The organism is Ruegeria sp. BF8, from assembly GCF_056538625.1.
In genome coordinates this window covers 671,744-693,694 of sequence record NZ_JBQFTL010000001.1, presented here as the reverse complement: position 1 = coordinate 693,694, position 21,951 = coordinate 671,744, and the positions used below count along the sequence as shown (strand labels likewise).

The 21,951-nt window shown below is 62.2% G+C and carries 22 protein-coding genes; 12 read left to right on the top strand and 10 right to left on the bottom strand.

Annotation, left to right across the window (positions count from 1 at the left end; all coding sequences use genetic code 11):
- Nucleotides 1-28: 28 nt before the first annotated feature.
- A complete protein-coding gene (gene dksA, locus ACR0LD_RS03440; protein ID WP_170358872.1) occupies nt 29-451 on the bottom strand; it encodes an RNA polymerase-binding protein DksA in 423 nt (140 codons plus the stop codon).
- Between the two features lie 364 nt (nt 452-815).
- Between dksA and ACR0LD_RS03435 the strand changes: the two genes are divergently transcribed.
- The 5 genes from ACR0LD_RS03435 (at nt 816) to ACR0LD_RS03415 (ending at nt 4,967) form a co-directional block, all read left to right on the top strand.
- Nucleotides 816-1,661 (top strand): AAA family ATPase, encoded by an 846-nt coding sequence (locus ACR0LD_RS03435; protein WP_093962329.1) that lies wholly within the window; start codon nt 816-818, stop codon nt 1,659-1,661.
- Between the two features lie 124 nt (nt 1,662-1,785).
- Nucleotides 1,786-2,235, top strand: coding sequence for a GNAT family N-acetyltransferase (locus ACR0LD_RS03430; protein ID WP_170443006.1), 450 nt, complete (start codon nt 1,786-1,788; stop codon nt 2,233-2,235).
- Nucleotides 2,232-3,581: a DUF2927 domain-containing protein gene (locus ACR0LD_RS03425; RefSeq protein WP_170443008.1), complete on the top strand. Its 1,350-nt coding sequence runs from the start codon at nt 2,232-2,234 to the stop codon at nt 3,579-3,581. Before ACR0LD_RS03430 ends, ACR0LD_RS03425 begins: the two co-directional genes overlap by 4 nt.
- A gap of 26 nt (nt 3,582-3,607) precedes the next feature.
- Complete coding sequence (locus tag ACR0LD_RS03420; protein WP_170338198.1) at nt 3,608-3,778, top strand: hypothetical protein; 171 nt, start codon at nt 3,608-3,610, stop codon at nt 3,776-3,778.
- Between the two features lie 4 nt (nt 3,779-3,782).
- The gene (locus tag ACR0LD_RS03415) at nt 3,783-4,967 is read left to right on the top strand and encodes a vWA domain-containing protein (protein WP_480635617.1); all 1,185 of its coding nucleotides are present in this window, start codon (nt 3,783-3,785) and stop codon (nt 4,965-4,967) included.
- 19 nt (nt 4,968-4,986) lie between these two features.
- Here ACR0LD_RS03415 and ACR0LD_RS03410 read toward each other — a convergent pair whose 3' ends face one another.
- A complete protein-coding gene (locus tag ACR0LD_RS03410; protein ID WP_170358865.1) occupies nt 4,987-6,471 on the bottom strand; it encodes an inorganic phosphate transporter in 1,485 nt (494 codons plus the stop codon).
- Between the two features lie 203 nt (nt 6,472-6,674).
- On the opposite strand from ACR0LD_RS03410, the gene ACR0LD_RS03405 reads away from it, so the two are divergent.
- A complete protein-coding gene (locus ACR0LD_RS03405; RefSeq protein WP_093962334.1) occupies nt 6,675-7,361 on the top strand; it encodes a M48 family metallopeptidase in 687 nt (228 codons plus the stop codon).
- Between the two features lie 54 nt (nt 7,362-7,415).
- On the opposite strand, the gene ACR0LD_RS03400 is transcribed toward ACR0LD_RS03405, so the two are convergent.
- Genes ACR0LD_RS03400 through ACR0LD_RS03380 form a run of 5 tightly spaced genes read right to left on the bottom strand, consistent with a single transcriptional unit; the run spans nt 7,416 to nt 12,670 of the window.
- Nucleotides 7,416-7,958, bottom strand: coding sequence for an RSP_2648 family PIN domain-containing protein (locus tag ACR0LD_RS03400; RefSeq protein ID WP_170358863.1), 543 nt, complete (start codon nt 7,956-7,958; stop codon nt 7,416-7,418).
- Complete coding sequence (locus ACR0LD_RS03395) at nt 7,955-9,163, bottom strand: RSP_2647 family RNA methyltransferase (RefSeq protein ID WP_480635616.1); 1,209 nt, start codon at nt 9,161-9,163, stop codon at nt 7,955-7,957. The genes ACR0LD_RS03400 and ACR0LD_RS03395 overlap by 4 nt, the downstream gene beginning before the upstream one ends.
- Nucleotides 9,164-9,215: 52 nt before the next feature.
- Entirely contained in the window at nt 9,216-9,488 is a 273-nt protein-coding gene (locus ACR0LD_RS03390) for a hypothetical protein (RefSeq protein ID WP_170338699.1), read from the bottom strand.
- Nucleotides 9,475-12,267 (bottom strand): [protein-PII] uridylyltransferase family protein, encoded by a 2,793-nt coding sequence (locus tag ACR0LD_RS03385; protein WP_480635615.1) that lies wholly within the window; start codon nt 12,265-12,267, stop codon nt 9,475-9,477. The genes ACR0LD_RS03390 and ACR0LD_RS03385 overlap by 14 nt, the downstream gene beginning before the upstream one ends.
- Nucleotides 12,268-12,280: 13 nt before the next feature.
- Nucleotides 12,281-12,670, bottom strand: coding sequence for a nuclear transport factor 2 family protein (locus tag ACR0LD_RS03380; protein ID WP_170363276.1), 390 nt, complete (start codon nt 12,668-12,670; stop codon nt 12,281-12,283).
- A 141-nt stretch (nt 12,671-12,811) separates the two neighbouring features.
- Between ACR0LD_RS03380 and ACR0LD_RS03375 the strand changes: the two genes are divergently transcribed.
- From ACR0LD_RS03375 to ACR0LD_RS03360, 4 genes are all read left to right on the top strand, one after another.
- On the top strand, nt 12,812-13,231 hold the full coding sequence (locus ACR0LD_RS03375; protein WP_170370632.1) for a DUF2852 domain-containing protein: 420 nt from the start codon (nt 12,812-12,814) through the stop codon (nt 13,229-13,231).
- A gap of 66 nt (nt 13,232-13,297) precedes the next feature.
- Complete coding sequence (locus ACR0LD_RS03370; RefSeq protein WP_093962341.1) at nt 13,298-13,729, top strand: RDD family protein; 432 nt, start codon at nt 13,298-13,300, stop codon at nt 13,727-13,729.
- A 74-nt stretch (nt 13,730-13,803) separates the two neighbouring features.
- Nucleotides 13,804-14,628, top strand: a complete 825-nt coding sequence (locus ACR0LD_RS03365; RefSeq protein ID WP_093962342.1) for an arginyltransferase — start codon at nt 13,804-13,806, stop codon at nt 14,626-14,628.
- 6 nt (nt 14,629-14,634) lie between these two features.
- On the top strand, nt 14,635-15,024 hold the full coding sequence (locus tag ACR0LD_RS03360; protein WP_170338689.1) for a VOC family protein: 390 nt from the start codon (nt 14,635-14,637) through the stop codon (nt 15,022-15,024).
- A 74-nt stretch (nt 15,025-15,098) separates the two neighbouring features.
- Here ACR0LD_RS03360 and ACR0LD_RS03355 read toward each other — a convergent pair whose 3' ends face one another.
- The 3 genes from ACR0LD_RS03355 to ACR0LD_RS03345 all read right to left on the bottom strand — a co-directional run bounded on the left by ACR0LD_RS03355 (nt 15,099) and on the right by ACR0LD_RS03345 (nt 19,604).
- Complete coding sequence (locus tag ACR0LD_RS03355) at nt 15,099-17,453, bottom strand: TRAP transporter large permease (RefSeq protein ID WP_480635614.1); 2,355 nt, start codon at nt 17,451-17,453, stop codon at nt 15,099-15,101.
- Between the two features lie 17 nt (nt 17,454-17,470).
- A complete protein-coding gene (locus ACR0LD_RS03350) occupies nt 17,471-18,397 on the bottom strand; it encodes a TRAP transporter small permease subunit (RefSeq protein WP_170338177.1) in 927 nt (308 codons plus the stop codon).
- A 124-nt stretch (nt 18,398-18,521) separates the two neighbouring features.
- On the bottom strand, nt 18,522-19,604 hold the full coding sequence (locus tag ACR0LD_RS03345; RefSeq protein ID WP_170338175.1) for a TRAP transporter substrate-binding protein: 1,083 nt from the start codon (nt 19,602-19,604) through the stop codon (nt 18,522-18,524).
- Between the two features lie 247 nt (nt 19,605-19,851).
- Between ACR0LD_RS03345 and ACR0LD_RS03340 the strand changes: the two genes are divergently transcribed.
- Nucleotides 19,852-21,285: a cache domain-containing protein gene (locus tag ACR0LD_RS03340; RefSeq protein WP_480635613.1), complete on the top strand. Its 1,434-nt coding sequence runs from the start codon at nt 19,852-19,854 to the stop codon at nt 21,283-21,285.
- Nucleotides 21,285-21,929 (top strand): response regulator transcription factor, encoded by a 645-nt coding sequence (locus ACR0LD_RS03335; protein ID WP_170338171.1) that lies wholly within the window; start codon nt 21,285-21,287, stop codon nt 21,927-21,929. Before ACR0LD_RS03340 ends, ACR0LD_RS03335 begins: the two co-directional genes overlap by 1 nt.
- Nucleotides 21,930-21,951 lie beyond the last annotated feature (22 nt).

Genomic DNA, 21,951 nt, shown 5'->3' with positions numbered 1-21,951 from the left:
GCATGTCGCTTTTGAAAGAACCCAGCGATCAATCGTCGCGGTGAACTTTTTCGCGACGCTCGTGACGCTCTTGCGCTTCCAGCGTCATGGTCGCGATCGGACGCGCATCCAGACGCTTGAGCGAGATCGGGTCGCCGGTTTTTTCGCAGTAACCGTATTCGCCCTCGTCGATCCGGCGCAGAGCCGCGTCGATCTTGGCAACCAGTTTGCGCTGACGGTCCCGGGTGCGCAGCTCCAGCGCACGGTCGGTTTCCTCGCTGGCGCGGTCTGCAACGTCGGGAATGTTACGGGTGCTGTCCTGCAGCCCCTCGATCGTGTCCCGGCTGCCCGCCAAAAGTTCGTGTTTCCAGTTCAGCAGCTTGCGGCGGAAATACTCAAGCTGGCGTTCATTCATGAAAGGTTCATCTTCGGCCGGACGATAGTCCTCCGGCAGAAAAACTTCCTGCTTCATATTGGCTCCCTCGGTATGGCCAGAAACGTCTTTTGCGGTCGTGTCGCCTGACATTTGGCACCCCCTTCTGCGCAGCGTTTAACTGACGGGACGGGGAATGTCACTATCCAAACGCAACCCCGACGCGCCGTTATGAGAACCGGTATAAATATGAGACTTTGGGCACCAAATCGTTGCCATTCTGTGAAAGCGAAACGACCATTTTCCGGCAGAACACCCGCGAGCGGATGATGGAATCGGTGCGATTCGTCCCTCGCACCCGTCGTTGGCAGCCCGCGACGCTGCGGCCCGGCTTGTCATTCGGCCGCGCCCTAGGTAACCCGGTTCCCGTCTCCTGTTGCTGCGACCATCATACGAGGGCCCCATGACCGCACGTTTCAAAGGCACAGCCGAATACGTTGCCACCGACGACCTGACCATTGCCGTAAACGCAGCCGTCACGCTGGAACGACCACTGCTGGTCAAGGGTGAACCCGGCACGGGCAAAACCGAACTGGCCAAACAGGTCGCCGGCGCACTGGGTCTCAGGATGATCGAGTGGAACGTCAAGTCGACAACCCGCGCGCAGCAGGGTCTTTATGAATATGACGCAGTCAGCCGACTGCGCGACAGCCAGCTGGGCGACGAACGTGTGCATGATGTGTCGAACTATATCCGCAAAGGCAAGCTGTGGCAGGCCTTCGACGCCGATGAAAAGGTCGTGCTGCTGATCGACGAGATCGACAAAGCCGATATCGAGTTCCCCAACGACCTGCTGCAGGAGCTCGACAAGATGGAGTTCCACGTTTACGAGACCGGCGAAACGATCCGGGCCAAACACCGCCCCATCGTGATCATCACTTCGAACAATGAAAAGGAACTGCCAGACGCCTTCCTGCGCCGCTGTTTCTTCCACTATATCCGCTTCCCCGACGAAGCCACGATGCGCCGCATCGTCGAAGTGCATCACCCCGGCATCAAAGAGGCGTTGCTGACCACCGCCCTGACACAGTTCTACGAAATCCGCGAGACGCAGGGGCTGAAGAAAAAACCCTCGACCTCCGAGGTGTTGGACTGGCTGAAACTGCTGCTGGCCGAGGATCTGGATGCCGAGGACCTGAAACGCGACGGGGTAAATGCCCTGCCCAAGCTGCACGGGGCGTTGCTTAAGAACGAGCAGGACGTGCATCTGTTCGAACGGCTGGCCTTCATGGCGCGCGCCAAGCGCTGAAGCCCGCCCATTCATGAATACTTGGTGATCACGGCTTGCCTTGCGGCAAGCCTGATGCCAGCATTGCTGCAACTAAGATCAAAGAATACGACACCGAGCACGCTGTAGAGCAGGACCACCCGAATTGACCCAAGCGCCGCGCATTCGCCCCCTCAAGCCCGAAGACCGGCCGAGCTGGGACTTGTTGTGGCGGGCGTATCTTGAATTCTACGAAACGGTCTTGCCCGACGAGGTCTACGACAGCACGTTTGCGCGCCTGCTGGGGGATGATCCGCAGGACTTTTCATGCCTAGTGGCCGAGTTGGACGGCGAATTGATCGGGCTGACCCACTTCCTGTTTCACCGCCATGCCTGGAAGATCGAAAACGTCTGTTATCTGCAGGATCTCTATGCCAGCCCGCATGTACGCGGCAGCGGTGTCGGTCGAGCGTTGATCGAGGCCGTCTATGCCGAAGCCGATCGAAAAGGCGCGCCCGATGTCTATTGGTTGACGCAAGAGTTCAACCATACGGCGCGCCAGCTTTATGACCGCGTCGGCCAACTGACGCCTTTCCTCAAGTATCGGCGTCCATGAAACGTCTTGCTGGCATATTTCTTGGCTTTGTCCTTGCCGGCTGCAGTTCGGTCGACCGGATTGAGTTGCCCGATGAAATCAAGGTGACCGAGGCCGCGGCACCGGTGACTCAGGCTTTCGGCACGCCACGTCCTTTCCCGCCGGCCCGGTCGAATACGAACATCGCGGCGGATTTCGTGGAGCTGCATTTCTCGCTGGAAAGTGGCACTGCCCTGCCGGTGTTCACGCGGTTCGAGGGTCCGATCACAGTTCGGCTGACGGGCGCCCCTGCCCCCACGATGCAATCCGACCTGACGCGTCTGCTGACCAGACTGCAGCGCGAAGCCCGGATCGACATCCGCCAGATCAACGATGGGCAGGCCAACATCACGATCGAAGCAGTGACCCAGCGCCAGATCCAGCGGCTGCTGCCGCAGGCCGCGTGTTTCGTCGTGCCCAACGCGTCCAGCCTCGAGGAATACAATCGCGACAAGCGCAAGACCAAAAGCAGTTGGCGCGCACTGCGCAGCCGCGAGCGATTGGCGATCTTCATTCCCAACGATGTCAGTCCCCAAGAAATGCGGGATTGCCTTCACGAAGAACTTGCACAGGCGATCGGGCCTCTGAACGACATGTACCGCCTGCCGGATTCGGTCTTCAACGACGATAATTTCCACACTGTCCTGACCGGGTTCGACATGCTGATCCTGCGCGCGACCTATGTGCCGGAGCTTCAGACCGGCATGACCCGGGAACAGGTGGCGCAGGTCATACCCGGGGTCATCGCCCGCCTGAACCCGCGCGGTGCCAATCTGCCCGTCCAGCCAATCTCGGAGACCCCGCGTGAATGGATCGACGCCGTGCAACTGGCGGTCGGCAAGGGCCGAGCCTCGCCGCGGCAAATGCGGGCCATCGACCGCGCGATGCGGATCGGCCGAGAGCAAGGTTGGACCGATCACCGCCGGGCGTACCCCCATTATCTGAAGGCCCGTTTGGGTGAATTCGACGCCCCCGAGGAAGCGCAGCGCGAATATGCCATCGCTCTGCAATACCTGCGCGCGACCCCCGGAACCGAGCTTCAGCGCGCGCATATCTCGGTTCAGACGGCGGCCTATGCCCTGACCCAAGGGCGCGGCCCCGCAGCCCTGCCGGACCTCGACCGGGCCATCGCGACGATGACGCGGGCCGAAAACGCCTCGATGTTGGCGACGCTGCTGCTGCTGAAGGCCGAGGCCTTGAAGCAGGCCGGCAAACCCGAACAGGCACGCTCCGTCAGGCTGGACAGTCTGGGGTGGGCGCGCTACGGGTTTGGCTCGGAATTGGTGGTCAGCTCGTTGATGCAGGACGTCGCACTGGGGGCCCCATAACATCGCAAAAGGCGGATGACTAACACATGCTAGTGGTTGTGGGAATGGCGGTCCTGGGGGCGGCTCTGGGCGCGCTGACGGCACGAAAACGCAAAGGCAGCGGCGCGGATATCGCCCAGTATGCGGCCGGCTACGGCATTGCATTTGCATTGGCGGGACTGGCCATTTCGCTTGTTCTAGTGCGGGTGATAGGCTGAGCCGATGTTCATCCCCTTTTTCGAAAACCTCAGAAAAGCAGGCATCCCCGTCTCGTTGCGGGAATACCTGACTTTTCTGGAGGGGATGAAAAAGGGGCTGGCCACCTACGACATCGAGGCGTTCTACTACCTCGCCCGTGTCTCGATGGTGAAGGACGAGCGCAACATCGACAAGTTCGATCGCGCCTTTGCCGCCAGCTTCGAAGGGCTGTCCGAGATCACCTTCGATCAGGTGCTCGAGGCCGTGGACATCCCGGCCGAGTGGCTGGCCAAGATGGCCGAGAAGCACCTGTCAGACGAGGAAAAGGCTGAGATCGAAGCGCTTGGCGGTTTCGACAAGCTGATGGAGACGCTGCGCGAGCGGCTGAAGGATCAGCAAGGCCGCCACCAGGGCGGCAACAAGTGGATCGGCACCGCGGGCACGTCGCCCTTCGGGGCCTATGGCTACAACCCCGAAGGTGTGCGCATCGGTCAGAAGGAAAGCCGCCACCAGCGCGCGGTCAAGGTCTGGGATAAGCGCGAGTTCCGCAATCTGGACGACACGGTCGAACTTGGCACCCGCAACATCAAGGTCGCGCTGAAACGCCTGCGCCGCTGGGCCCGTGAGGGCGCCGCCGAAGAACTGGACCTCGACGGCACCATCCGCGCCACGGCCGAGCACGGATACCTGGACGTCAAGACCCGGCCCGAACGGCACAATGCGGTCAAGGTGCTGCTGTTTCTCGATGTGGGCGGCTCGATGGACCCGCATATCAAGGTGGTCGAGGAATTGTTCTCGGCCGCGCGGTCCGAGTTCAAGCACCTGGAATATTTCTATTTCCACAACTGCCTGTACGAAGGCGTCTGGCGCGACAATCGCCGCCGGTGGGATGCGCAGACCCCCACGCATGAGATGCTGCGGACCTACGGCCCCGACTACAAGTGCATCTTCGTGGGTGATGCGTCGATGTCGCCTTACGAGATCGCCTATCCCGGCGGCGCCAACGAGCACTGGAACGCCGAGGCCGGGCAGGTCTGGCTGCAGCGCGCGCGCGAACAGTGGACGTCGAACCTGTGGATCAACCCGGTGCCCGAGAAATACTGGGAATACACCCATTCCATCGGCATGATCCGCGAGATCTTCGAAGACCGGATGGTGCCGATGACGCTGGCCGGGCTGGAACGCGGCATGCGCGAGCTGACGCGATAGCGCCAGCCCGGCTTTGCTTTTATCCGGCGATTGCCTGAATCCCCAGGAACAGCAGACCTGACAGCAGGGCCGCCGCGGGCACGGTGATCACCCAGGCCGCGATGATCGTCAGGAAATGCGACCGGCGCACCAGCTTGCGGCGGCGGCGCTCTTCGGGGGCCAACACCGGGCGTTCCGGCACAGCGCCGCGCGCCTTGATCAGGCGCCGCTCGGCGTCCCATTCCCGGAAGAACCCGACACCGAACACTGCGCCCACGGCGATGTGGGTCGAACTGACCGGCAGGCCAAGCCAGCTGGCCACGATCACGGTGATCGCCGCCGACAGCGCCACACAATAGGCGCGCATCGGGTTCAGCTTGGTGATCTGGCTGCCGACCACCCGGATCAGCTTGGGCCCGAACAAGAACAGACCGAACGAAATGCCGAAGGCGCCGATGATCATGACCCAGGGCGGAATGTTCACCGCATGGGTGAAATCACCCACCGCCGAAGCCTGAACGATGGCGGCCAGAGGTCCGACGGCATTTGCCACGTCATTGGCCCCATGCGCAAAGCTGAGCAGCGCCGCCGAAATGATCAGCGGGATGCCGAACAGGATCTTCAGCGACTTGTTGCGGTTCTCCAGCCCTTCGGCCTGACGGCGAATGACAGGAATCGTCACCATCCAGATCAGCACTCCGCTGACCAGACCGATCACCAGGGCCGTCTGCAGGTTGATCTTGAACAGATGTTTCAGGCCTTTCAGCGCAAGGTACGAGGCAAACGCCCCGGCCATGATGCCGACCAGAACTGGAACCCATTTGCGCGCAGCGGCGATCTTGTCGTCCTGGTAGATGATCCGCGCCTTGATGAACCACAGGAATCCGGCGGCGATGATGCCGCCCAGAAGCGGCGAGATGACCCAGCTTGCAGCGATCTGGCTCATCTTGACCCAGCTGACCGCGCCGAACCCCGCCGCCGCGATCCCTGCCCCCATGACGCCCCCCACGACCGAATGCGTGGTCGAGACCGGAGCGCCAACCCAGGTGGCCAGGTTGATCCAAAGCGCAGCAGACAACAGCGCGGCCATCATGGCCCAGATGAAGACGGTTGCCGTTCCCATGCTTTCGGTATTGATGATGCCCTTGGCGATGGTCGAGACCACATCTCCACCCGCGATCAGGGCGCCGGCGCTTTCGAAAACTGCGGCAATCGCGATGGCGCCGCCCATGGTCAGGGTGTTCGCGCCCACCGCCGGGGCCATGTTGTTGGCCACATCGTTCGCCCCGATGTTGAGCGCCATGTAGGCTCCGAACATGGCCGCAATCACGACGATCATCGTGTTGCTGGCCTGTCCGAACAACAAAGCAGCCGTGATCCCGGCGATCACGATGAACACGAAGGCGATGCCCGATCCGACGAACGGCCGCCCGACCTGCGCCGTTGCAACCTCGAGGCGGGAAAACCGCCGCAGGTCACGATCCAGTGTTTCAAGGTGCCGGGCTTCTAAATCATTGTTGGCCATTTGTCCCTCTTGCAAAGCGCGCGCTCGCACAGCGTGCGCCGTGCCCTAGAAGGCTTTTGCCTTCATTTCAACCTTTGAAATATGGAAACTGCGATCTGACGCCGCGCGATTTCCGTCTCACGAACTGCCCCAGGTCGCCCATGTTGCCCGAAAGTGATGAGGAACGACTTGCCCCCGCATCCCGATCCGCCCATATCTGAGATATGTTGCGTCTGACCCCAATTCTGCTGGCGATCGCCTATGCCATTGTGATGTATCGGATTTCCGTCTGGCGCACCCATCGCGAGCTGGATGCGAAGTCGACCGAACTGGCTGATCCCGAGTTGAAGCGTATGACCGACCGCCTGGCCGCCGCCTTGGATGTGGCGCGCGTGCCGGTCTATATCTATGAAATCGACCCGGTGAACGGGCTGGCCGCACCGGACGGGCGCATTTTCATCACCCGAGGCTTCTATCGCAAGTTCCGCAACGGCGAGGTCTCAGCCGAGGAGATGGCCAGCGTCATCGCGCACGAGCTGGGACATGTTGCGCTGGGCCACGCCCGGCGGCGGATGATCGATTTTTCCGGTCAGAACGCGATGCGGGCGGCGCTGATGATGCTGCTCAACCGGTTCATTCCCTTCATCGGCGCGTGGATCGCAAATGCGCTGACCGCGCTGCTGGCCTCGCGCCTGTCGCGGGCGGACGAATACGAGGCGGACGAATACGCAGCCGCCCTGCTGACCAAGGCCGGAATCGGGATCGGGCCGCAGAAATCCCTGTTTCACAAGCTTGAGGATCTGACCCAGCAGCGGGCGGGCGTGGTTCCGGCCTGGCTGATGAGCCATCCCAAGACGGACGAGCGGATTGCCGCGCTGGAGGCCCTTGAACAACGTTGGGAGCGTGGCTGAGGGTCAGAGTGCGAGAGGCCACACTCTCGCGATATTTGGAGCCAGGGGAAGAGGTCAGGCCGCCAAAGCCTTGCCGAGACGCGGCAGGCGGGCTTTTTTCATCAATGCGCGCAGAGTCCATCTGTCGCCCGACAGACGGTTGGCTTCGGTCAGGACCGATTGAGCCATCTCTTCGACACTGCTCGGGTCACTCTGCCAGATGCCGTGAAGGAAGCTGTCGGGGTCGATACGCGCAAGGCCCTCTTCCGCCAGAATATTCCTTGGAAAGTCTTTGGCATTCACGGTGATGATCGTGTCGGCCGAAGCGGCGACCGCGGTGGCCAGCACATGGGTGTCGGCCGGATCGGGCAGCCAGAGTCGCTGTTCGAGGCCGGGTGCCTCGGGGCGTTCGGCCTGCGGCCAATGTGCCTGCACCAGCGCGATTTCGGCCCGGGCCTGCGCCTCGCCCTCGGGTCCGAGTTTGCGGGCGGCGCGGGCCCATTCCTCGAGGATGCGAGCCGACCAGAGCGGGGTGAAATGGCCCCGCGCCGCCACGCCCAGCAGCATCTCGCGCATCACCGTCGGATAGATGACGCAGGTGTCGAGAACCGCCTTCACAGCCGGTAGAACACGGATTTCAGATAGCCGCTCTCGGCCAGTTGCGGCAGTTGCGGATGGTCGGGGCCGGCAAAGCCAGTATGGATCATCTGCGCCTGGCGCCCGGCCCGGCCGATGCCGCGGGCGCAGGCCTCGCGAAAGCGGGTCAGGTCGGCGGCATGTGAGCAGGAACACAGGCCCAGATACCCCTCCGGTTTGACAAGCGGCGCGGCCAGACGGGCGAGCCGTTCATAGGCCCGCAGCCCGGCATCCAGCGCCTGTTTCGACGGCGCAAAAGCCGGCGGATCGCAGATGACCACGTCGAACTGCACACCGTCCTCACCCAGCTGGGTCAGAACGTCGAAGGCATCGCCCTGTCGGGTTTCAAAGCGGTCACCGAAGTCCGATGCGGCGGCGCCCTGCTCGGCCAGAGTCAACGCGGCGGCCGAGCCATCGACCGACAGCGCATGATCTGCCCCACCGGCCAGCATGGCCAGGCCAAATCCGCCCACGTGGCTGAACACGTCCAGCACATGCGCGCCGGGGCCCGCCAGCCGGGCGGCAAGAGCGTGGTTGGGGCGCTGGTCGTAGAACAGCCCGGTTTTCTGGCCCCCGGTCAGGTCGGCCATGTAGGTCGCGCCATTCATCGGGACGGGCAACGGAGCATCGGGCGCGGTGCCGCGCAGTGTCTGGTTCACGTCATCCAGACCTTCCAGCCCGCGGGTGCGGCCCGAGGCGTTCTTGAGCACGGTCGTCACCCCCGTCACCGAGACCAGCGCGTCGGTCAGAAGGTCCAGATGCGCCTCGGCCCAGGCGGCGTTGGGCTGGATCACGCAGGCATCGCCAAAGCGGTCGATGATGACACCGGGAAAACCGTCGGCCTCGGCATGGACCAGCCGGTAGAAGGGCGCATCGAACAGCCGTTCGCGCAGGTCGAGCGCGCGGCGCAGGCGGGTTTCGAACCACCCGGCGTCCAGCTGTGCCGACAGGTCACGATCCAACACCCGGCACATGATCTTGGAATCCGGGTTCACTGCCACCAACGCGATCGGGGCGCGTTTGTCATCCTCTAGCACGGCCAGCGCACCAGGCGCGATCTTGCGGGTGCGCCGGTCGGTAACGATGTCATTGGCATAGACCCAAGGAAAGCCGTGGCGCAGACCGCGCGCATTGGCTTTGGGTTTCAAACGGATTCTGGGGCGGTCGGGCATGTCGGCATGGGTCATGGCGCCCTCATAGTCGCGATTGCGCGGGCAGAAAAGCCCCTCTGGCTATCCGTCAGCGTTGGCGCGCCCGCCAGCCGCCGCGCCGGCGCGGAGCCTGCGCGGTGTCCAGCCCTTCGCGCAGAACCTGTGTCATGGGATGGTCGGCATCCTGTGCGGTATAGACAGCATGCAACTCGGTCAGCGCCTGCTTCTGGTCGCGCCCGTCCGGCAGGCTGAGCGCCCAGTCCAAAAAGATGCTGCGACACTCGGGCAGCGTGATTCCGTCGATGCGATAGGCCTCGCGAATCAGGCCCTTGGGGTCGTTCGGGTCGTCACTGCGCGCCATCCGCACTCTCCTCGATCACCGCGCCGATCACTTCGGCTGCGGCAGCATAGCTGTCCTGCAAGGCGGACTGTAACTGCTCGACCTGCTCGAACCCGGTCGCCCGGCACAGAAAGGCCGTGCCCCCCTGCCCGATCTTGTCGGCCTCGATCACCTTGCCCGACAGTAGCCGCGCCGCGCATTGCACCGACCAGCATAGATCATATGCGTCCTTCAACACCTGCGCCTGAGCGACATCCAAGAGACCCGCAGCGACCGCTCCGTCCAGGCCCGAGTCGACGTCGCGCCGTGGCGCGCCGGACAACAGTGCGCCGGTTTCGGCCATCAGTTCGATATCCAGCAGACGGCCGGGGCCATTCTTGACATCCCAGACACCGGCGGGAGATTTCGCGGCCGCGAGGCGTGCGCGCATGTCGGACACTTCGCGCAGGACCTGATCCTTGTCGCGCGGGCGAGACAGGAACTGCGTGCGGAAAGCTTCGAAATCGTCGGCCAGATCCGTGTTGCCTGCAACTGCGCGCGCGCGGGTCAGGGCCAGATGCTCCCAAACCCAGGCTTCCTCTTGTTGGTAATGAGTGAAGCTGGCCCAGCTTGTGGCGACTGGCCCCTGATTGCCGGACGGCCGCAGTCGCATGTCGACCTCGTACAACCGTCCTTGCGCCATCGGTGCCGACAGGGCGGTAATCAGCGCCTGTGTAAAGCGCGCATAGTAGGTGCGCGTGGCCAGTGGCTTGGGGCCGTCGGACATGTCCACCGCTTGCGGGTCGTAGATCACGATCATGTCCAGATCGGATTGCGAGTTCAGCCGAGCGGCCCCCAACGACCCCATGCCCAGCACCACAGCGCCACGCCCTGGGGGGGAGCCGTGCTTCTGCGAAAACTGCCGCTCTACGCAAGGTAAGATCGCGGCGATGACAACCTGCGCGAGGTCCGCGTATTGCCGCCCGGCCTGCAATCCGTCGATCAGACCGCGCAGGTGGTGCACACCGATACGGAAATGCCATTCCTTGCACCAGCGCCGCGCCAGATCCAGCTGCGTTTCATAGTCCGACTCAGCCGCCAGCGCGTGGGACAGTTCAGCCTGCAAGGCGGACTGACCGGGCCAATCGGCAAAGAAGCTGCCACCGATCACCGCGTCGAACACCTGCGCATTGCGCGACAGGTGCGCGGCCAGTGCATGCGAGGTTCCGACGATGTCGACCAGCAGGTCGATCAGATGCGGGTTGGCTTCGAACAGCGAAAACAGCTGCACACCGGCGGGCAAGCCGGCCAGAAACCCATCCAGCGCCAGCAGCGCCTCGTCGGGACGGGCGGTCTTGGCCAGCCGGGCCAGCAATTCGGGTTTGAGCCGCTCGAAAATGCGCGCGCCCCGTTGCGAACGCAGCGCGGGATAGGTTGTCCACCGGGCCAGAACGCCGGCGTCGAACTCGACCGGGGGTGCTGCGGTCGGCGTGGGGCCGCCGCCGGGCGCGAAAAAGCCCTCGGTCAGCTCGTGCACCTCGGTCAGGCGGCGGGTCAGTTCGGCTGTCAGGTCGGCGCTGGTGGTGCCCATCAGGCAGGCGATGCGCTCGATCCCGTCGGGCGACTGCGGCACCTTGTGGGTCTGCGCGTCATGCACCATCTGGATGCGGTGCTCGACCTCGCGATGTGCGCGGTAATGGTCGGTCAACTTGTCGGCCACGTCCTGCGGCACCCAGTTCTTGGCCGCCAGCGCGGCCAGTCCCGGCACCGTGCCGCGCACCCGCAGGTCGGGGTCACGGCCCCCGGCAATCAACTGCCGCGTCTGGGTAAAGAACTCGATTTCGCGAATGCCGCCCTGCCCCAGCTTCATGTCATGGCCGGGGATCGTCAGAGCCCCCCCGGTGCCCTTGTTCTCGCGAATGCGCAGGCGCATGTCGTGAGCGTCCTGGATGGCGGCGAAATCCAGATGGCGGCGCCAGACAAAGGGCCGCAGGGTCTCCAGAAACCGCTGCCCGGCGGCGATGTCACCGGCGCAAGGGCGGGCCTTGATATAGGCTGCACGCTCCCATGTGCGGCCCAGGCTTTCGTAATAGCGCTCGGCCGCCTCGGTCGCCATGCAGACGGGGGTGACCGCAGGATCGGGGCGCAGCCGCAGATCGGTGCGGAACACGTACCCATCGGCCGTCTTGTCGCTGAGCGTAGCGCAGAAATTGCGCGTGGCCCGCACCATGCCCTGCCGCGCCTCATAGAAATCGTCGGGATCGTACCGGGTTTCGTCGAACAGCACGATCAGGTCGATATCCGAGCTGTAGTTCAGTTCGTGCGCACCCATCTTGCCCATCGCCAGGATCACCATCCCCGCGGCGGTTTCGACGTCGTCTTCGGTCATGCCGGGCAGCTTCTTGCGCCGGATCAGCGCCGCGATCTCGGCCTTGGCCGCGATGTCCACGGCAAGCGCCGCAAAGTCGGTCAGTGCCGTCGTGACCTGCTCGAGGTTCCAAGCTCCGGAAAGGTCGGCCAGGGCCGTCAGCAAGGCAAGCCGATGCTTGGCCTGCCTCAGGCCCGGTTTCAACTGGTCAGGAGCCAGCGCGCGTGCGTCGTCCATGATCTGCGCAAAGCCGTGCTGCGGCCGATCCAGCGCCGGGGCCAGCCAATTGCGCTCACGGTCGATCAAGCTCTTGAGGTACGGGCTGCTGCCTGCGGCACCGGTCACCAGCTCGGACTGATCAGCGGTCAGATCCGGCACTGCGGCGCAGGCTTCTCGCCCCAATTCGGGGTCGTAGGGACGCGGGACGCGTTGGATGGTAAGATTGTCGGTCATGGGCGAATTCCGGTCAGTTAACGTCGACTGGAGTGTCCTGGCTGAAGGTATTGATCCAGCCATCATCCCGGCGTTCCCACAACGATGAGATCAGCATCGCCTCGCGCGCGGACGCACCCGGCCGCTGATAGTCCGCCCGGTAGGACAACAGGACGATATCCGATGTCAAAACGCGCAGTTGCGCCGCGCTCAACTCATATGACTCCATGGTCGGGCTGTCTGCGAACTGACCCACATGATCGTCACGATTGGCGAAACCGGATGGGTATACGCCCAGAAAATCGGCGCTCAGCAACGCCCGGTCCGCCTGCGCATCACCCTCGACCAAAGCGGTCCAGACCTGTTGCTCCAGGTTCAGGATTTCTTCAAGCGTCGGGGCGGGCTTGTCGTTGTGCGTGTTCATGCCCGCACGTTGCGCAGGATCAGAACTGCCGTCAACCGGGGCACTTAATGTAAATCTTTTTCACATCACCCCTTGCATCCGGGCCGGGCCACCCCATCTAGATCAATGTGAACACAATTTACATCAACCTGGAGAGCCCAAATGACCGCATTGTCCGAACACGCCGTCCCCCGCAACCCGGGATGGTTGCACCGTGCAGAGGCCTGGCTAGACGACAAGGGCAAAGGCGCCTGGATCGCTGCCATGGTCCTTGGTTTCATCTTCTTCTGGCCCGTTGGCCTGGCCCTTCTGGCCTATATGATCTGGAGCAAACGCATGTTTAGCAAATCCTGCAGCCGCCGCCATTCCTGGCACAGTCACATGAGCGCGATGAAGCCCTCGGGCAACAGCGCATTCGACGCCTACAAGGCAGACACGCTGGCCCGCCTGGAACGGGAACAACAGGATTTCGAAGCCTTCCTGCACCGCCTGCGTGAAGCCAAGGACAAGGCCGAGTTCGACCAGTTCATGAACGAACGCACTCAGGAGAATACGGCGGACGACAAGGACGAAACCGCCTGATACCCTACCGCCCTGCCCCTCTCTGTGGGACAGGGCAAACCTCAACAACCGACCGGAAATTCCTTCATGTCTCATCTGCCCGACCCGGATCGTCAGCCGGACTTCTACAAATCCGTGGCGATCAAACGCTTTTTCGCGTGGCTGTTCGATATCGCCTTCATTTCGCTGCTGTGCACGGTTGCCATTCTGCTGACCTTCGGTATGGGCCTGTTCGTCATCGCGCTGATATATGCGGTCGTCAGTTTCATCTACCGTGTCGTCACCATCGCAAACGGGTCTGCCACGCTGGGTATGCGCTTTATGGGGATCGAGCTGCGCGACGCATTTGGCGAACGCATGGATACCGGCAAGGCCGTCGCGCATACAGCCGGTTACTTTGTCAGCATGGCGTTTCCGATCCTGCAGATCATCTCGGTCATCATGATGCTGACCAGTGCCCGCAACCAGGGCCTGACCGATGCCTTCCTCGGCACCGTAATGCTGAACCAGCGCGCCTGACACGGCCCGTTTCTGGGACTTGGCGACCCCAGAAACGGTTGCTATCATCGGCCCCGAGGAAACACGGGGCCTTCATGCGACACACGCTGCCGATTGCGCCGCAGTTCTATGTGACTGCACCACAGCCCTGCCCTTATCTCGAGGGCAGGATCGAGCGTAAGCTGTTCACCGCCCTGCAGGGCGAAGGCGCGGATCAGCTGAACAACTCTCTGTCGCAGCAGGGTTTTCGCCGGTCTCAAAACGTTCTGTACCGGCCCTCTTGCACCGATTGTGCGGCCTGCCTGTCGGCCCGGATCGACGTCTCGGCCTTTTCTCCGACCAAAAGCCAGAAACGCGCGGCGCGGCGCAATGCGCACCTTCAGCGACGCGCGACCTCACCTTGGGCCACCGACGACCAGTACGAGCTGTTTCGGCGGTACCTGGACACACGGCACGCTGATGGCGGCATGGCAGATATGGACGTGTTCGAATTCGCCGCGATGATCGAAGAGACCCCGATCCGCAGCCGCGTCGTTGAATACGCCGACCCCAAAACCGGAAACCTGATCGCCGTCAGCCTGACCGATGTTCTGGATGACGGGTTGAGCATGGTCTATTCGTTCTATGACCCGAACCAGCCGCAAAGCTCGCTGGGAACCTATATGATCCTCGATCATATCGACATCGCGCGCGAGGCCGGGCTGCCATATGTATATCTGGGCTATTGGGTCCCCGGCAGCCCCAAGATGGGCTACAAGGTGAAATTCGCCGGGCTCGAGGTCTATGTGAAAGGCGGGTGGCAGCGTGTGGACGACCCGGAGGCATTCACCGACTCAACGCATCACCCACTTTCGACTGCTCCGATTGCCGAGCAGGTCGCGAATATCCAACTTCCCGATCGCCACCCTACCAAAGGTTGAATTCTGATGCAGCAAGGTTTGCACGCCGTCACCCTGGTGGTGCCGGACTATGATGACGCGATCGCGTTCTACACCAAGACGCTTCGGTTCCGGCTGACCCAGGACATCGATCTTGGCGAAGGCAAACGATGGGTTTTGGTTACGCCCCCCGGCAGCGATGGGGCTGCTCTGCTGTTGGCCAAGGCTGACGGAGACAGCCAACGGGCCGCAATCGGTAATCAGACCGGAGGTCGTGTCGGGTTTTTCCTCAGAACCGATGATTTCGCCCGCGATCACGCAGACATGCTGGCCAACGGGGTCCGGTTCGAGGAAGAGCCCCGCCATGAACCCTATGGCATCGTTGCCGTCTGGCAGGATCCGTTCGGGAACCGTTGGGACCTGATCCAGTTCACCTGACAACCGGCGTCAGCCGGGACCAAAGCAAAGGGGGCCTCGCGGCCCCCTTTTCACTTTGATAACGCCATCACCGATCAGTTCGGGATCAGGTCCGGCACGATCGTCACGATCGACGGGAAGAACCACAGGATTCCAATGCCAACCACCTGGATCAGCACGAAGGGGATGATCCCGCGGTAGATATGGCCCGTCGTCACTTCTTTCGGCGCCACGCCGCGCAGATAGAACAGCGCAAAGCCAAATGGCGGCGTCAGGAACGAGGTCTGCAGGTTCACCGCCACCATGATCGTCACCCATTTCGGGTCGAACGACCCGCCATAGATCACCGGCCCCACGATCGGGATCACGATGTAGATGATCTCGAGGAAGTCCAGCACGAAGCCCAGGATGAACAGCACCAGCATCACGATCAGGAAGACCGTGAACTCGTTGTCGAAGCTCTTCAGGAACTGCTGGATGTAGTGTTCCCCGCCGAACGAGATCACCACCAGGTTCAGCAGCTGCGAGCCGATCAGGATGGTGAAGACCATCGAGGTCACCTTGGCGGTTTCCCGCACCACCGGTGTCAGAACACCGCTGGCATACAGCACCCAGCAGGCGAACAGCAGGCCGAACAGCGCATAGAGGTAGGTGGCATAGGCCAGGATGAACGCAATCCAGGTCTCGACGCTTACATCGCCTTGGTTCACGCGGAGGTCAAAGTTGACACCCAGCAGAAGGCAGATGATGACAGCGAAGGTGGACCAGATGATCACTTTGCCCGACCGTCCCTGATCCTGCAGTTTGCGATAGGCCGCCAGCATGATGGCCCCGCCTGCCCCCAGCGCTGCTGCCGGAGTCGGGTTGGTCACACCACCCAGGATCGATCCAAGTACCGCGATGATCAGAACCAGCGGCGGGAATACCACGCGGATCAGATCATTGGTCGCACAGCGCGCCGCCGCTTCCTTGCAGCCATACATGGCAAGCCCGAAAGGCAGCGCCAGCAGCAGGAAGGTGGCCCCCGACGAGGTGGTCGGCGCAATCAGCAGCACATCGACCAGCAGCATCAGGATCAGCCCGATTGCACCCACGATCAGCGGCTGCGGCGATCGCGAGGGCGCGATGCCGCGACCCAGAACCAGCGTCAGCCCCAGCAGCACGACCATGACCGCAACACCGGTGCCGATCGGGGCGGCAGCCGCAATCTTGGCTTCACGGGCCGAGGCCAGTTCTTCCTCGCTCAGCCGTTGCGCTTCGGTTGCGCCGCCGGCGGCATCGATGGCTTCCTGCTCGGCCACGGCCTGGTCCCAGGCCGCCTGACCATGCAGGTCGATCATCGAGGCCTTGCACTCTTCGGACACATTGGTGCGCAACGAGGCTGCCTCACCGATATCCGAGAAGCCGGAAACCGTGATGTTCTGGCTGCCGATGACACCGGCGCTTCCCAGCAGAACCGCGCCCACGATCAGTGCGACCGGGGCACCCAGCAGCCAGGTCAGCCCTTCCGAGCGGGTGATGGTCTCGCCGCTGCCCCCTGACAGTTCGACCGCAGGTGCCTTGTGCGGGTTGAGCAGCGCGTAGCCAAAGGCATAAAGCGCATAGAGCAGCGCCAGCATGATCCCCGGCAGCAGCGCCGCCTGGAACAGCGTCCCCACCGAAACCACGGCAGGCTCGCCCAGATAAGTCAGCGCGTCGGTACATCCAGCTTCGACTGCGCGGGTCTCCTGCGCCGTCGAATACAGGTCACCCGCCAGCGTGCCCAGCAGAACAATCACGATCGAGGGCGGAATGATCTGCCCCAGCGTGCCCGAGGCCGCGATCACGCCCGTCGCCAGCTCTGGCGAGTAGTTGTTGCGCAGCATGGTCGGCAGGGCCAGCAGGCCCATCGTCACCACGGTCGCGCCCACAATACCGGTCGAGGCCGCAAGGAATGCCCCCACAACCACGATCGACACCGCCAGACCACCCGGCAGCGGGCCAAAGACGCGCGCCATCGTGGTTAGCAGATCGTTGGCGATTTTCGAGCGTTCCAGCGTGATGCCCATCAGCACGAACATCAGCACCGCCAGCAGAGTCTCGATCGACTGACCGGCCAGAACTCGTTCGTTGATACGGTTCACGATGAAGGACACGTTGCGGTCCAACGCGGTTTCCCAACCCTGAACAAAGACCGGCTCGGCGATCCTTGGCAGGTCCGGGTATCGGAACACGGATATCACATCGGGTTTCACACCCGAATTTACGATGTCCCGATAGGCTTGCGAGCTTGTGTCGATCGCCTGGTGGATCAGCAACCCGGCGCTGTCCAGCGCGGCGATGATCCCGAAAGAGATGATGCCGGCCCCGCCGATGGCAAACGCCACCGGAAAGCCGCTGAGAATCCCGCCAAACAGGCAGAGGAATACGATAATGAGGCCTATCTCGACGCCATCAAGTCCGAATAGCATTGTCTTGGTCTCCGTCCTTAATGTGTGCCTTCGTAGGCTTCTTCACCCTCGCCAAGGCTGTCCTTGTCGAGGTATTTTCCAGCGCTTTCCGGGCCTTCGACATATTCGAGATAGGACCGGTAGAAGAACGCGATCGCGTGCAGGAACACCATCGCGGCAAAGGCCACAAGCAGGATCTTGAACAGGAAGTAGGCATTGAAGCCGTTGGGGCTGAAGCCGATGGTTTCTACGTTCCAGCGCAGCGCGCGGGATTTCATCACCAGCCGGTCCAGCGTGTCGCTGGCCGAGGGCTTCGGCACGATCAGGTGACGCCACATGAAGTACCAGCCATACATCCAGGTCAGCACGGCGATGGGCATCATGAACAGGATCGAACCCAGCATGTCGACCACGCGCTTGGCCCGGTGCGAGATACCGGCATAAACGAGGTCCACGCGGACGTGGCCGCCCTGCACGAAGGTGTAGGTGCAGCACAGGCAGACGACGAGCGCGTTGTACAGCTTCAGCTCTTCGGCGTACCAGCTGATATCCATCTGGAACGGGATACCCAGACCAAACGCCATGTCAGGCCGCGCGAACACGCGCTGCATGAATACGATGACGATTTGCTGGATCACCATCAGCAGGCCCGCCCAGGCAAAGAAACGCCCGGTCGTGTTGGCGAACCCTTCCAAAACGCGCACCATGCCCCACATGAAGCCGCGGAAGTAAAGCCCGATCGCGGTCAACACGAGGAAGATCGTGAAGACCACGAAAAAGAACTCGACCGACCCGCCGTAGTAGACAAAGCGCATGATTGCTTCTTTGTCCGACCAGTTCAGCCACAGCTGCGGATGCGTGATGGCGTATCCGAAATTATAGAAGGCTTCGGCGATGCTCTGAACGAACCAGACCAGTCCGTTCCACAGGGCGCCGAAGAACGAGATACCGTTTTCGTCCTGCATAATGTCCCCAGGTCCCGTTGGTTGCGACGCTGATTATAGCGGAAAACCGTGCGATCCGCGCATCTGCAACAGGAAAGGTTTCCCCGCACGTGGCGGGGAAACCGTTTGATTGCCAGACGGCCAGTTAGCCCAGAACGCGGTCGCGCTGAGCGGTGTAGACGCCCGACGACATGTTCAGCCACGACGACGAGGCTTTCATCGATGCCATCGCGCTGTCGTGGATCTTCTTGAACAGCTCGTCGCTCATGTTCTCGGCCAGAACTTCCTGGCTGGCTTGTCCGAAGGCATCCCAAACACTGTCGGGGAATTCCATGACCTTTACGCCACCGGCCTGCAGACGCTGCAGCGCCGCGCCGTTGTTGGCCAGGAACTGTGCCAGGTTCCACTGGTGCGCTTCGCCGGCAGCGATCTCGATGATCTTCTGGTGCGCCGGCGAGAGGCTTTCGAACACGTCGCGGTTGGTGGCCAGCGACAGGCCTGCGCCCGGCTCGTGGAAACCGGCGGTGTAGTAGATCTTGGTGATCTCCTGGAAACCGGCCTTTTCGTCGGCCCAGGGACCGATCCACTCGGTGCCGTCGATGGCACCCGAGGACAGTGCCTGGTACACTTCCGAACCCGGAATGTTCTGAACCGATGCGCCCAGTTTGCCCAGAGCCTTGCCGCCCAGACCCGGCATACGGAACTTCAGGCCGTTGAAGTCTTCGGGGCTGTTGATCTCTTTCGAGTACCAGCCGCCGGCCTGCGCACCGGTGTTGCCTGCCAGGAACGATTTCAGGCCGAAGATCTGGCCCAGTTCGTCATGCAGCTCCATGCCGCCATCGAAATAGTACCAGTTCACCAGTTCCTGCGCGGTCATTCCGAACGGAACGGCGGTGAAGAACGCATAGCCCGGGTGCTGACCGACAAAGTAATAGTCAGCGGCGTGATACATGTCAGCCTGACCCGACGAGACCGCGTCGAACACTTCGAACGCGCCCACCAGTTCGCCCGCGGCCTTGATGTCAACGGTTAGGTTGCCGTCGGACATTGCGGTGATGCTGTCGGCGCAACGCTGCGCGCTGTCGAACACACCAGCCAGACCGCGGCCCCACGAGGTAACCATGGTCAGCGTGCGCTTGCCCTGCGCATAGGCAGGTGCCGCCAGTGCGGTTGCCGCTGCGGCCGAGCCGCCCAGTGCCGACGTCTTTAGAAACTTACGACGATCCATAAGAGTAATCCTCCCCTTCATAGTCACGACTCGGGCAGCGCCCGAGCCAGTCGTTTACGGTAGCGTCACCCTAATGAAGGCCGTTTGAAAAGGAATACCTATTACTACGTAGATCAGATGGTTTTTTCTGCGGAACGCGCAATTGAGGGGCTCATTTTTTCCCGCAAACCGCGAGTCCTGGGCGTTTCGAGCGCCGGAATGCCCAATCTCTTTGCAATTTCACCCCCGCTTGCGTATCGATTCGACCATGGGGAAACTCCGCGCTCTGCTTTCACTGACCTACGCTCAGAAGCTGTCGCTGGTGGCGGCCATTCCGCTGGTCGTGGCCGTGGCCGCGATCGCGGTCATGGTGGCCTACGAATCCCGCGCGACGGCTGAACGCGAGATCAAGGCGTTGGAGCGTCGGCTGATCGAGGCCAAGAAGGAAGAGCTGCGCAATTACGTGACACAGGCCCGAAACGGGTTCGCTTATATCTACGGACGCGCGTCTCCGGATGACAAGGTCGCCCAGAATCTGGTGACCCAGATCCTGTCGGCGATGATCTACGGAAAGGACGGGTTCTTTTTCGTATACGATTATGACGGCAACAACCTTGTCAGCCCGCGCCAGACCGAGTTCATCAATCAGAACTGGGAAGGCCTGACGGACAGCGAGGGTGTTCCGGTCGTCGACGAGTTCATCCGCCTAGCCCGGCAAGGTGCCGGATGGCACAATTTCATGTGGCAGAAGCCCTCGACCGGGGAAGAGGCGATGATGATCGCCTATGTCGTCGGCCTGCAGGATTGGCGCTGGGCCGTGGGCACCGGTGTATTCATCGACGACATCGTCGCAACCGTTGCAAATGCCCGCGCCGAGGTCGAAGCGCGCGTACAACGCACGTTCCTGTATATCGGCGGAATCGTTCTGGCGGCGGTTCTGATCGTCTTCGCCTCGGGGATGCTGTTGAACATCCGCGAACGCCGGCTTGCGGATGCCAAGCTGAAGGAACTGACCAAGCGGGTCATCGACGCGCAGGAGGAAGAGCGCGGCCGCGTGGCGCGTGAACTGCATGACGGGATCAGCCAGATCCTGGTCGGGGTGCGCTATGCGCTGGACAATGCCCGGCGGCGCCTGTCCAAGGGCGATCATGACGGCGCACGTGCGCCGCTGGACAAGGGCATCGACAACCTGGGCACCGCGATTACCGAAGTGCGTCGCATCAGTCGCGACCTGCGGCCCGGCGTATTGGATGACTTGGGCCTTGGCCCGGCCCTGAAGGCGCTGACCGATGATTTCCGCGAACGGACCGGGATCGAGACCGAGTTCTCGACCGTCGTGTTCCGCAATCGTCTGGACCAGGACAGCAAGATCGCCCTCTACCGTATCGCGCAAGAGGCGCTGACGAATATCGAACGCCATTCTGGCGCAACCCGCGTCACGATCGACCTGCGCGGCCACAAGAAGGGCGCGACCATGCGCATCACCGACAACGGCCGTGGCCTTCGGTCACGACCGGGCCGGGTCAGCACCGGGATCGGGCTGCGCAACATGCAAGAGCGCATAGAACAGCTTGACGGATCCCTGCGTATCCTGTCATCACGCGGCGCACAAAGTGGTACAGTGATCGAAGTCAGCCTGCCGCTGAGCCACCTGTTGCCGCCGCAGGAAGACGCGACACCCAAAGGAAAGGCCGGTTCCTGATGACCGAAACGATCCGAGTCCTTATCGTCGACGATCACCCCATGGTCGCCGAGGGCATCCAGTCGATCCTCGAGAGTTTTGACGACATCAAGGTCGTCGGCACGTTGGGCAATGGCCGTGACGCGGTGGATCAGGCCGCGCGCCTGCAGCCCGATGTCATCCTGATGGATCTGAACATGCCGGGGCTCGGGGGGCTCAGCGCCACGGAGCTGATCCTCGAACGGCTGCCCGACACCCGCATCCTCATTCTGTCGATGCATGACAGCCCGGAATACATCTCGACCGCATTGAGCCACGGGGCCAAGGGCTATGTTCTCAAGGATGTGCCGACGGACGAAATCAAGCAGGCCATAGACGCGGTCATGCGTGGAGAGCGCTATCTGTGCACCGGGGCGATCGGATCGCTGGAACCGAAAGAGGATGCGGCGCGCGAAGCACTCACCGGACGCGAGCAGACGATCCTTCTGGAATTGGCGCAAGGCAAGTCGAACAAGGAAGTCGCGCTGGCGCTGGATATTTCGGTTCGCACGGTCGAAACCCATCGCAAAAACATCAAGCGCAAGCTGGGCATCTCATCGACTGCCGGCCTGACCCGATACGCGCTGGAACATGGCGTTCTGCAAGGAACCGGCGTGGCCTTCTGACGGCCGCGCCATCAGCGCAGCT

Coding starts and splice junctions, on each gene's coding strand:
- ACR0LD_RS03380 (WP_170363276.1), bottom strand. CDS start 12,670: ATGAACACGCACAACGACAAGCCCGCCCCGACGCTTGAAGAAATCCTG.
- ACR0LD_RS03415 (WP_480635617.1), top strand. CDS start 3,783: ATGTTCATCCCCTTTTTCGAAAACCTCAGAAAAGCAGGCATCCCCGTC.
- ACR0LD_RS03385 (WP_480635615.1), bottom strand. CDS start 12,267: ATGACCGACAATCTTACCATCCAACGCGTCCCGCGTCCCTACGACCCC.
- ACR0LD_RS03435 (WP_093962329.1), top strand. CDS start 816: ATGACCGCACGTTTCAAAGGCACAGCCGAATACGTTGCCACCGACGAC.
- ACR0LD_RS03405 (WP_093962334.1), top strand. CDS start 6,675: ATGTTGCGTCTGACCCCAATTCTGCTGGCGATCGCCTATGCCATTGTG.
- ACR0LD_RS03340 (WP_480635613.1), top strand. CDS start 19,852: ATGGGGAAACTCCGCGCTCTGCTTTCACTGACCTACGCTCAGAAGCTG.
- ACR0LD_RS03345 (WP_170338175.1), bottom strand. CDS start 19,604: ATGGATCGTCGTAAGTTTCTAAAGACGTCGGCACTGGGCGGCTCGGCC.
- ACR0LD_RS03410 (WP_170358865.1), bottom strand. CDS start 6,471: ATGGCCAACAATGATTTAGAAGCCCGGCACCTTGAAACACTGGATCGT.
- ACR0LD_RS03420 (WP_170338198.1), top strand. CDS start 3,608: ATGCTAGTGGTTGTGGGAATGGCGGTCCTGGGGGCGGCTCTGGGCGCG.
- ACR0LD_RS03390 (WP_170338699.1), bottom strand. CDS start 9,488: ATGGCGCGCAGTGACGACCCGAACGACCCCAAGGGCCTGATTCGCGAG.
- ACR0LD_RS03370 (WP_093962341.1), top strand. CDS start 13,298: ATGTCTCATCTGCCCGACCCGGATCGTCAGCCGGACTTCTACAAATCC.
- ACR0LD_RS03335 (WP_170338171.1), top strand. CDS start 21,285: ATGACCGAAACGATCCGAGTCCTTATCGTCGACGATCACCCCATGGTC.
- ACR0LD_RS03360 (WP_170338689.1), top strand. CDS start 14,635: ATGCAGCAAGGTTTGCACGCCGTCACCCTGGTGGTGCCGGACTATGAT.
- ACR0LD_RS03375 (WP_170370632.1), top strand. CDS start 12,812: ATGACCGCATTGTCCGAACACGCCGTCCCCCGCAACCCGGGATGGTTG.
- dksA (WP_170358872.1), bottom strand. CDS start 451: ATGAAGCAGGAAGTTTTTCTGCCGGAGGACTATCGTCCGGCCGAAGAT.
- ACR0LD_RS03350 (WP_170338177.1), bottom strand. CDS start 18,397: ATGCAGGACGAAAACGGTATCTCGTTCTTCGGCGCCCTGTGGAACGGA.
- ACR0LD_RS03395 (WP_480635616.1), bottom strand. CDS start 9,163: ATGACCCATGCCGACATGCCCGACCGCCCCAGAATCCGTTTGAAACCC.
- ACR0LD_RS03425 (WP_170443008.1), top strand. CDS start 2,232: ATGAAACGTCTTGCTGGCATATTTCTTGGCTTTGTCCTTGCCGGCTGC.
- ACR0LD_RS03355 (WP_480635614.1), bottom strand. CDS start 17,453: ATGCTATTCGGACTTGATGGCGTCGAGATAGGCCTCATTATCGTATTC.
- ACR0LD_RS03365 (WP_093962342.1), top strand. CDS start 13,804: ATGCGACACACGCTGCCGATTGCGCCGCAGTTCTATGTGACTGCACCA.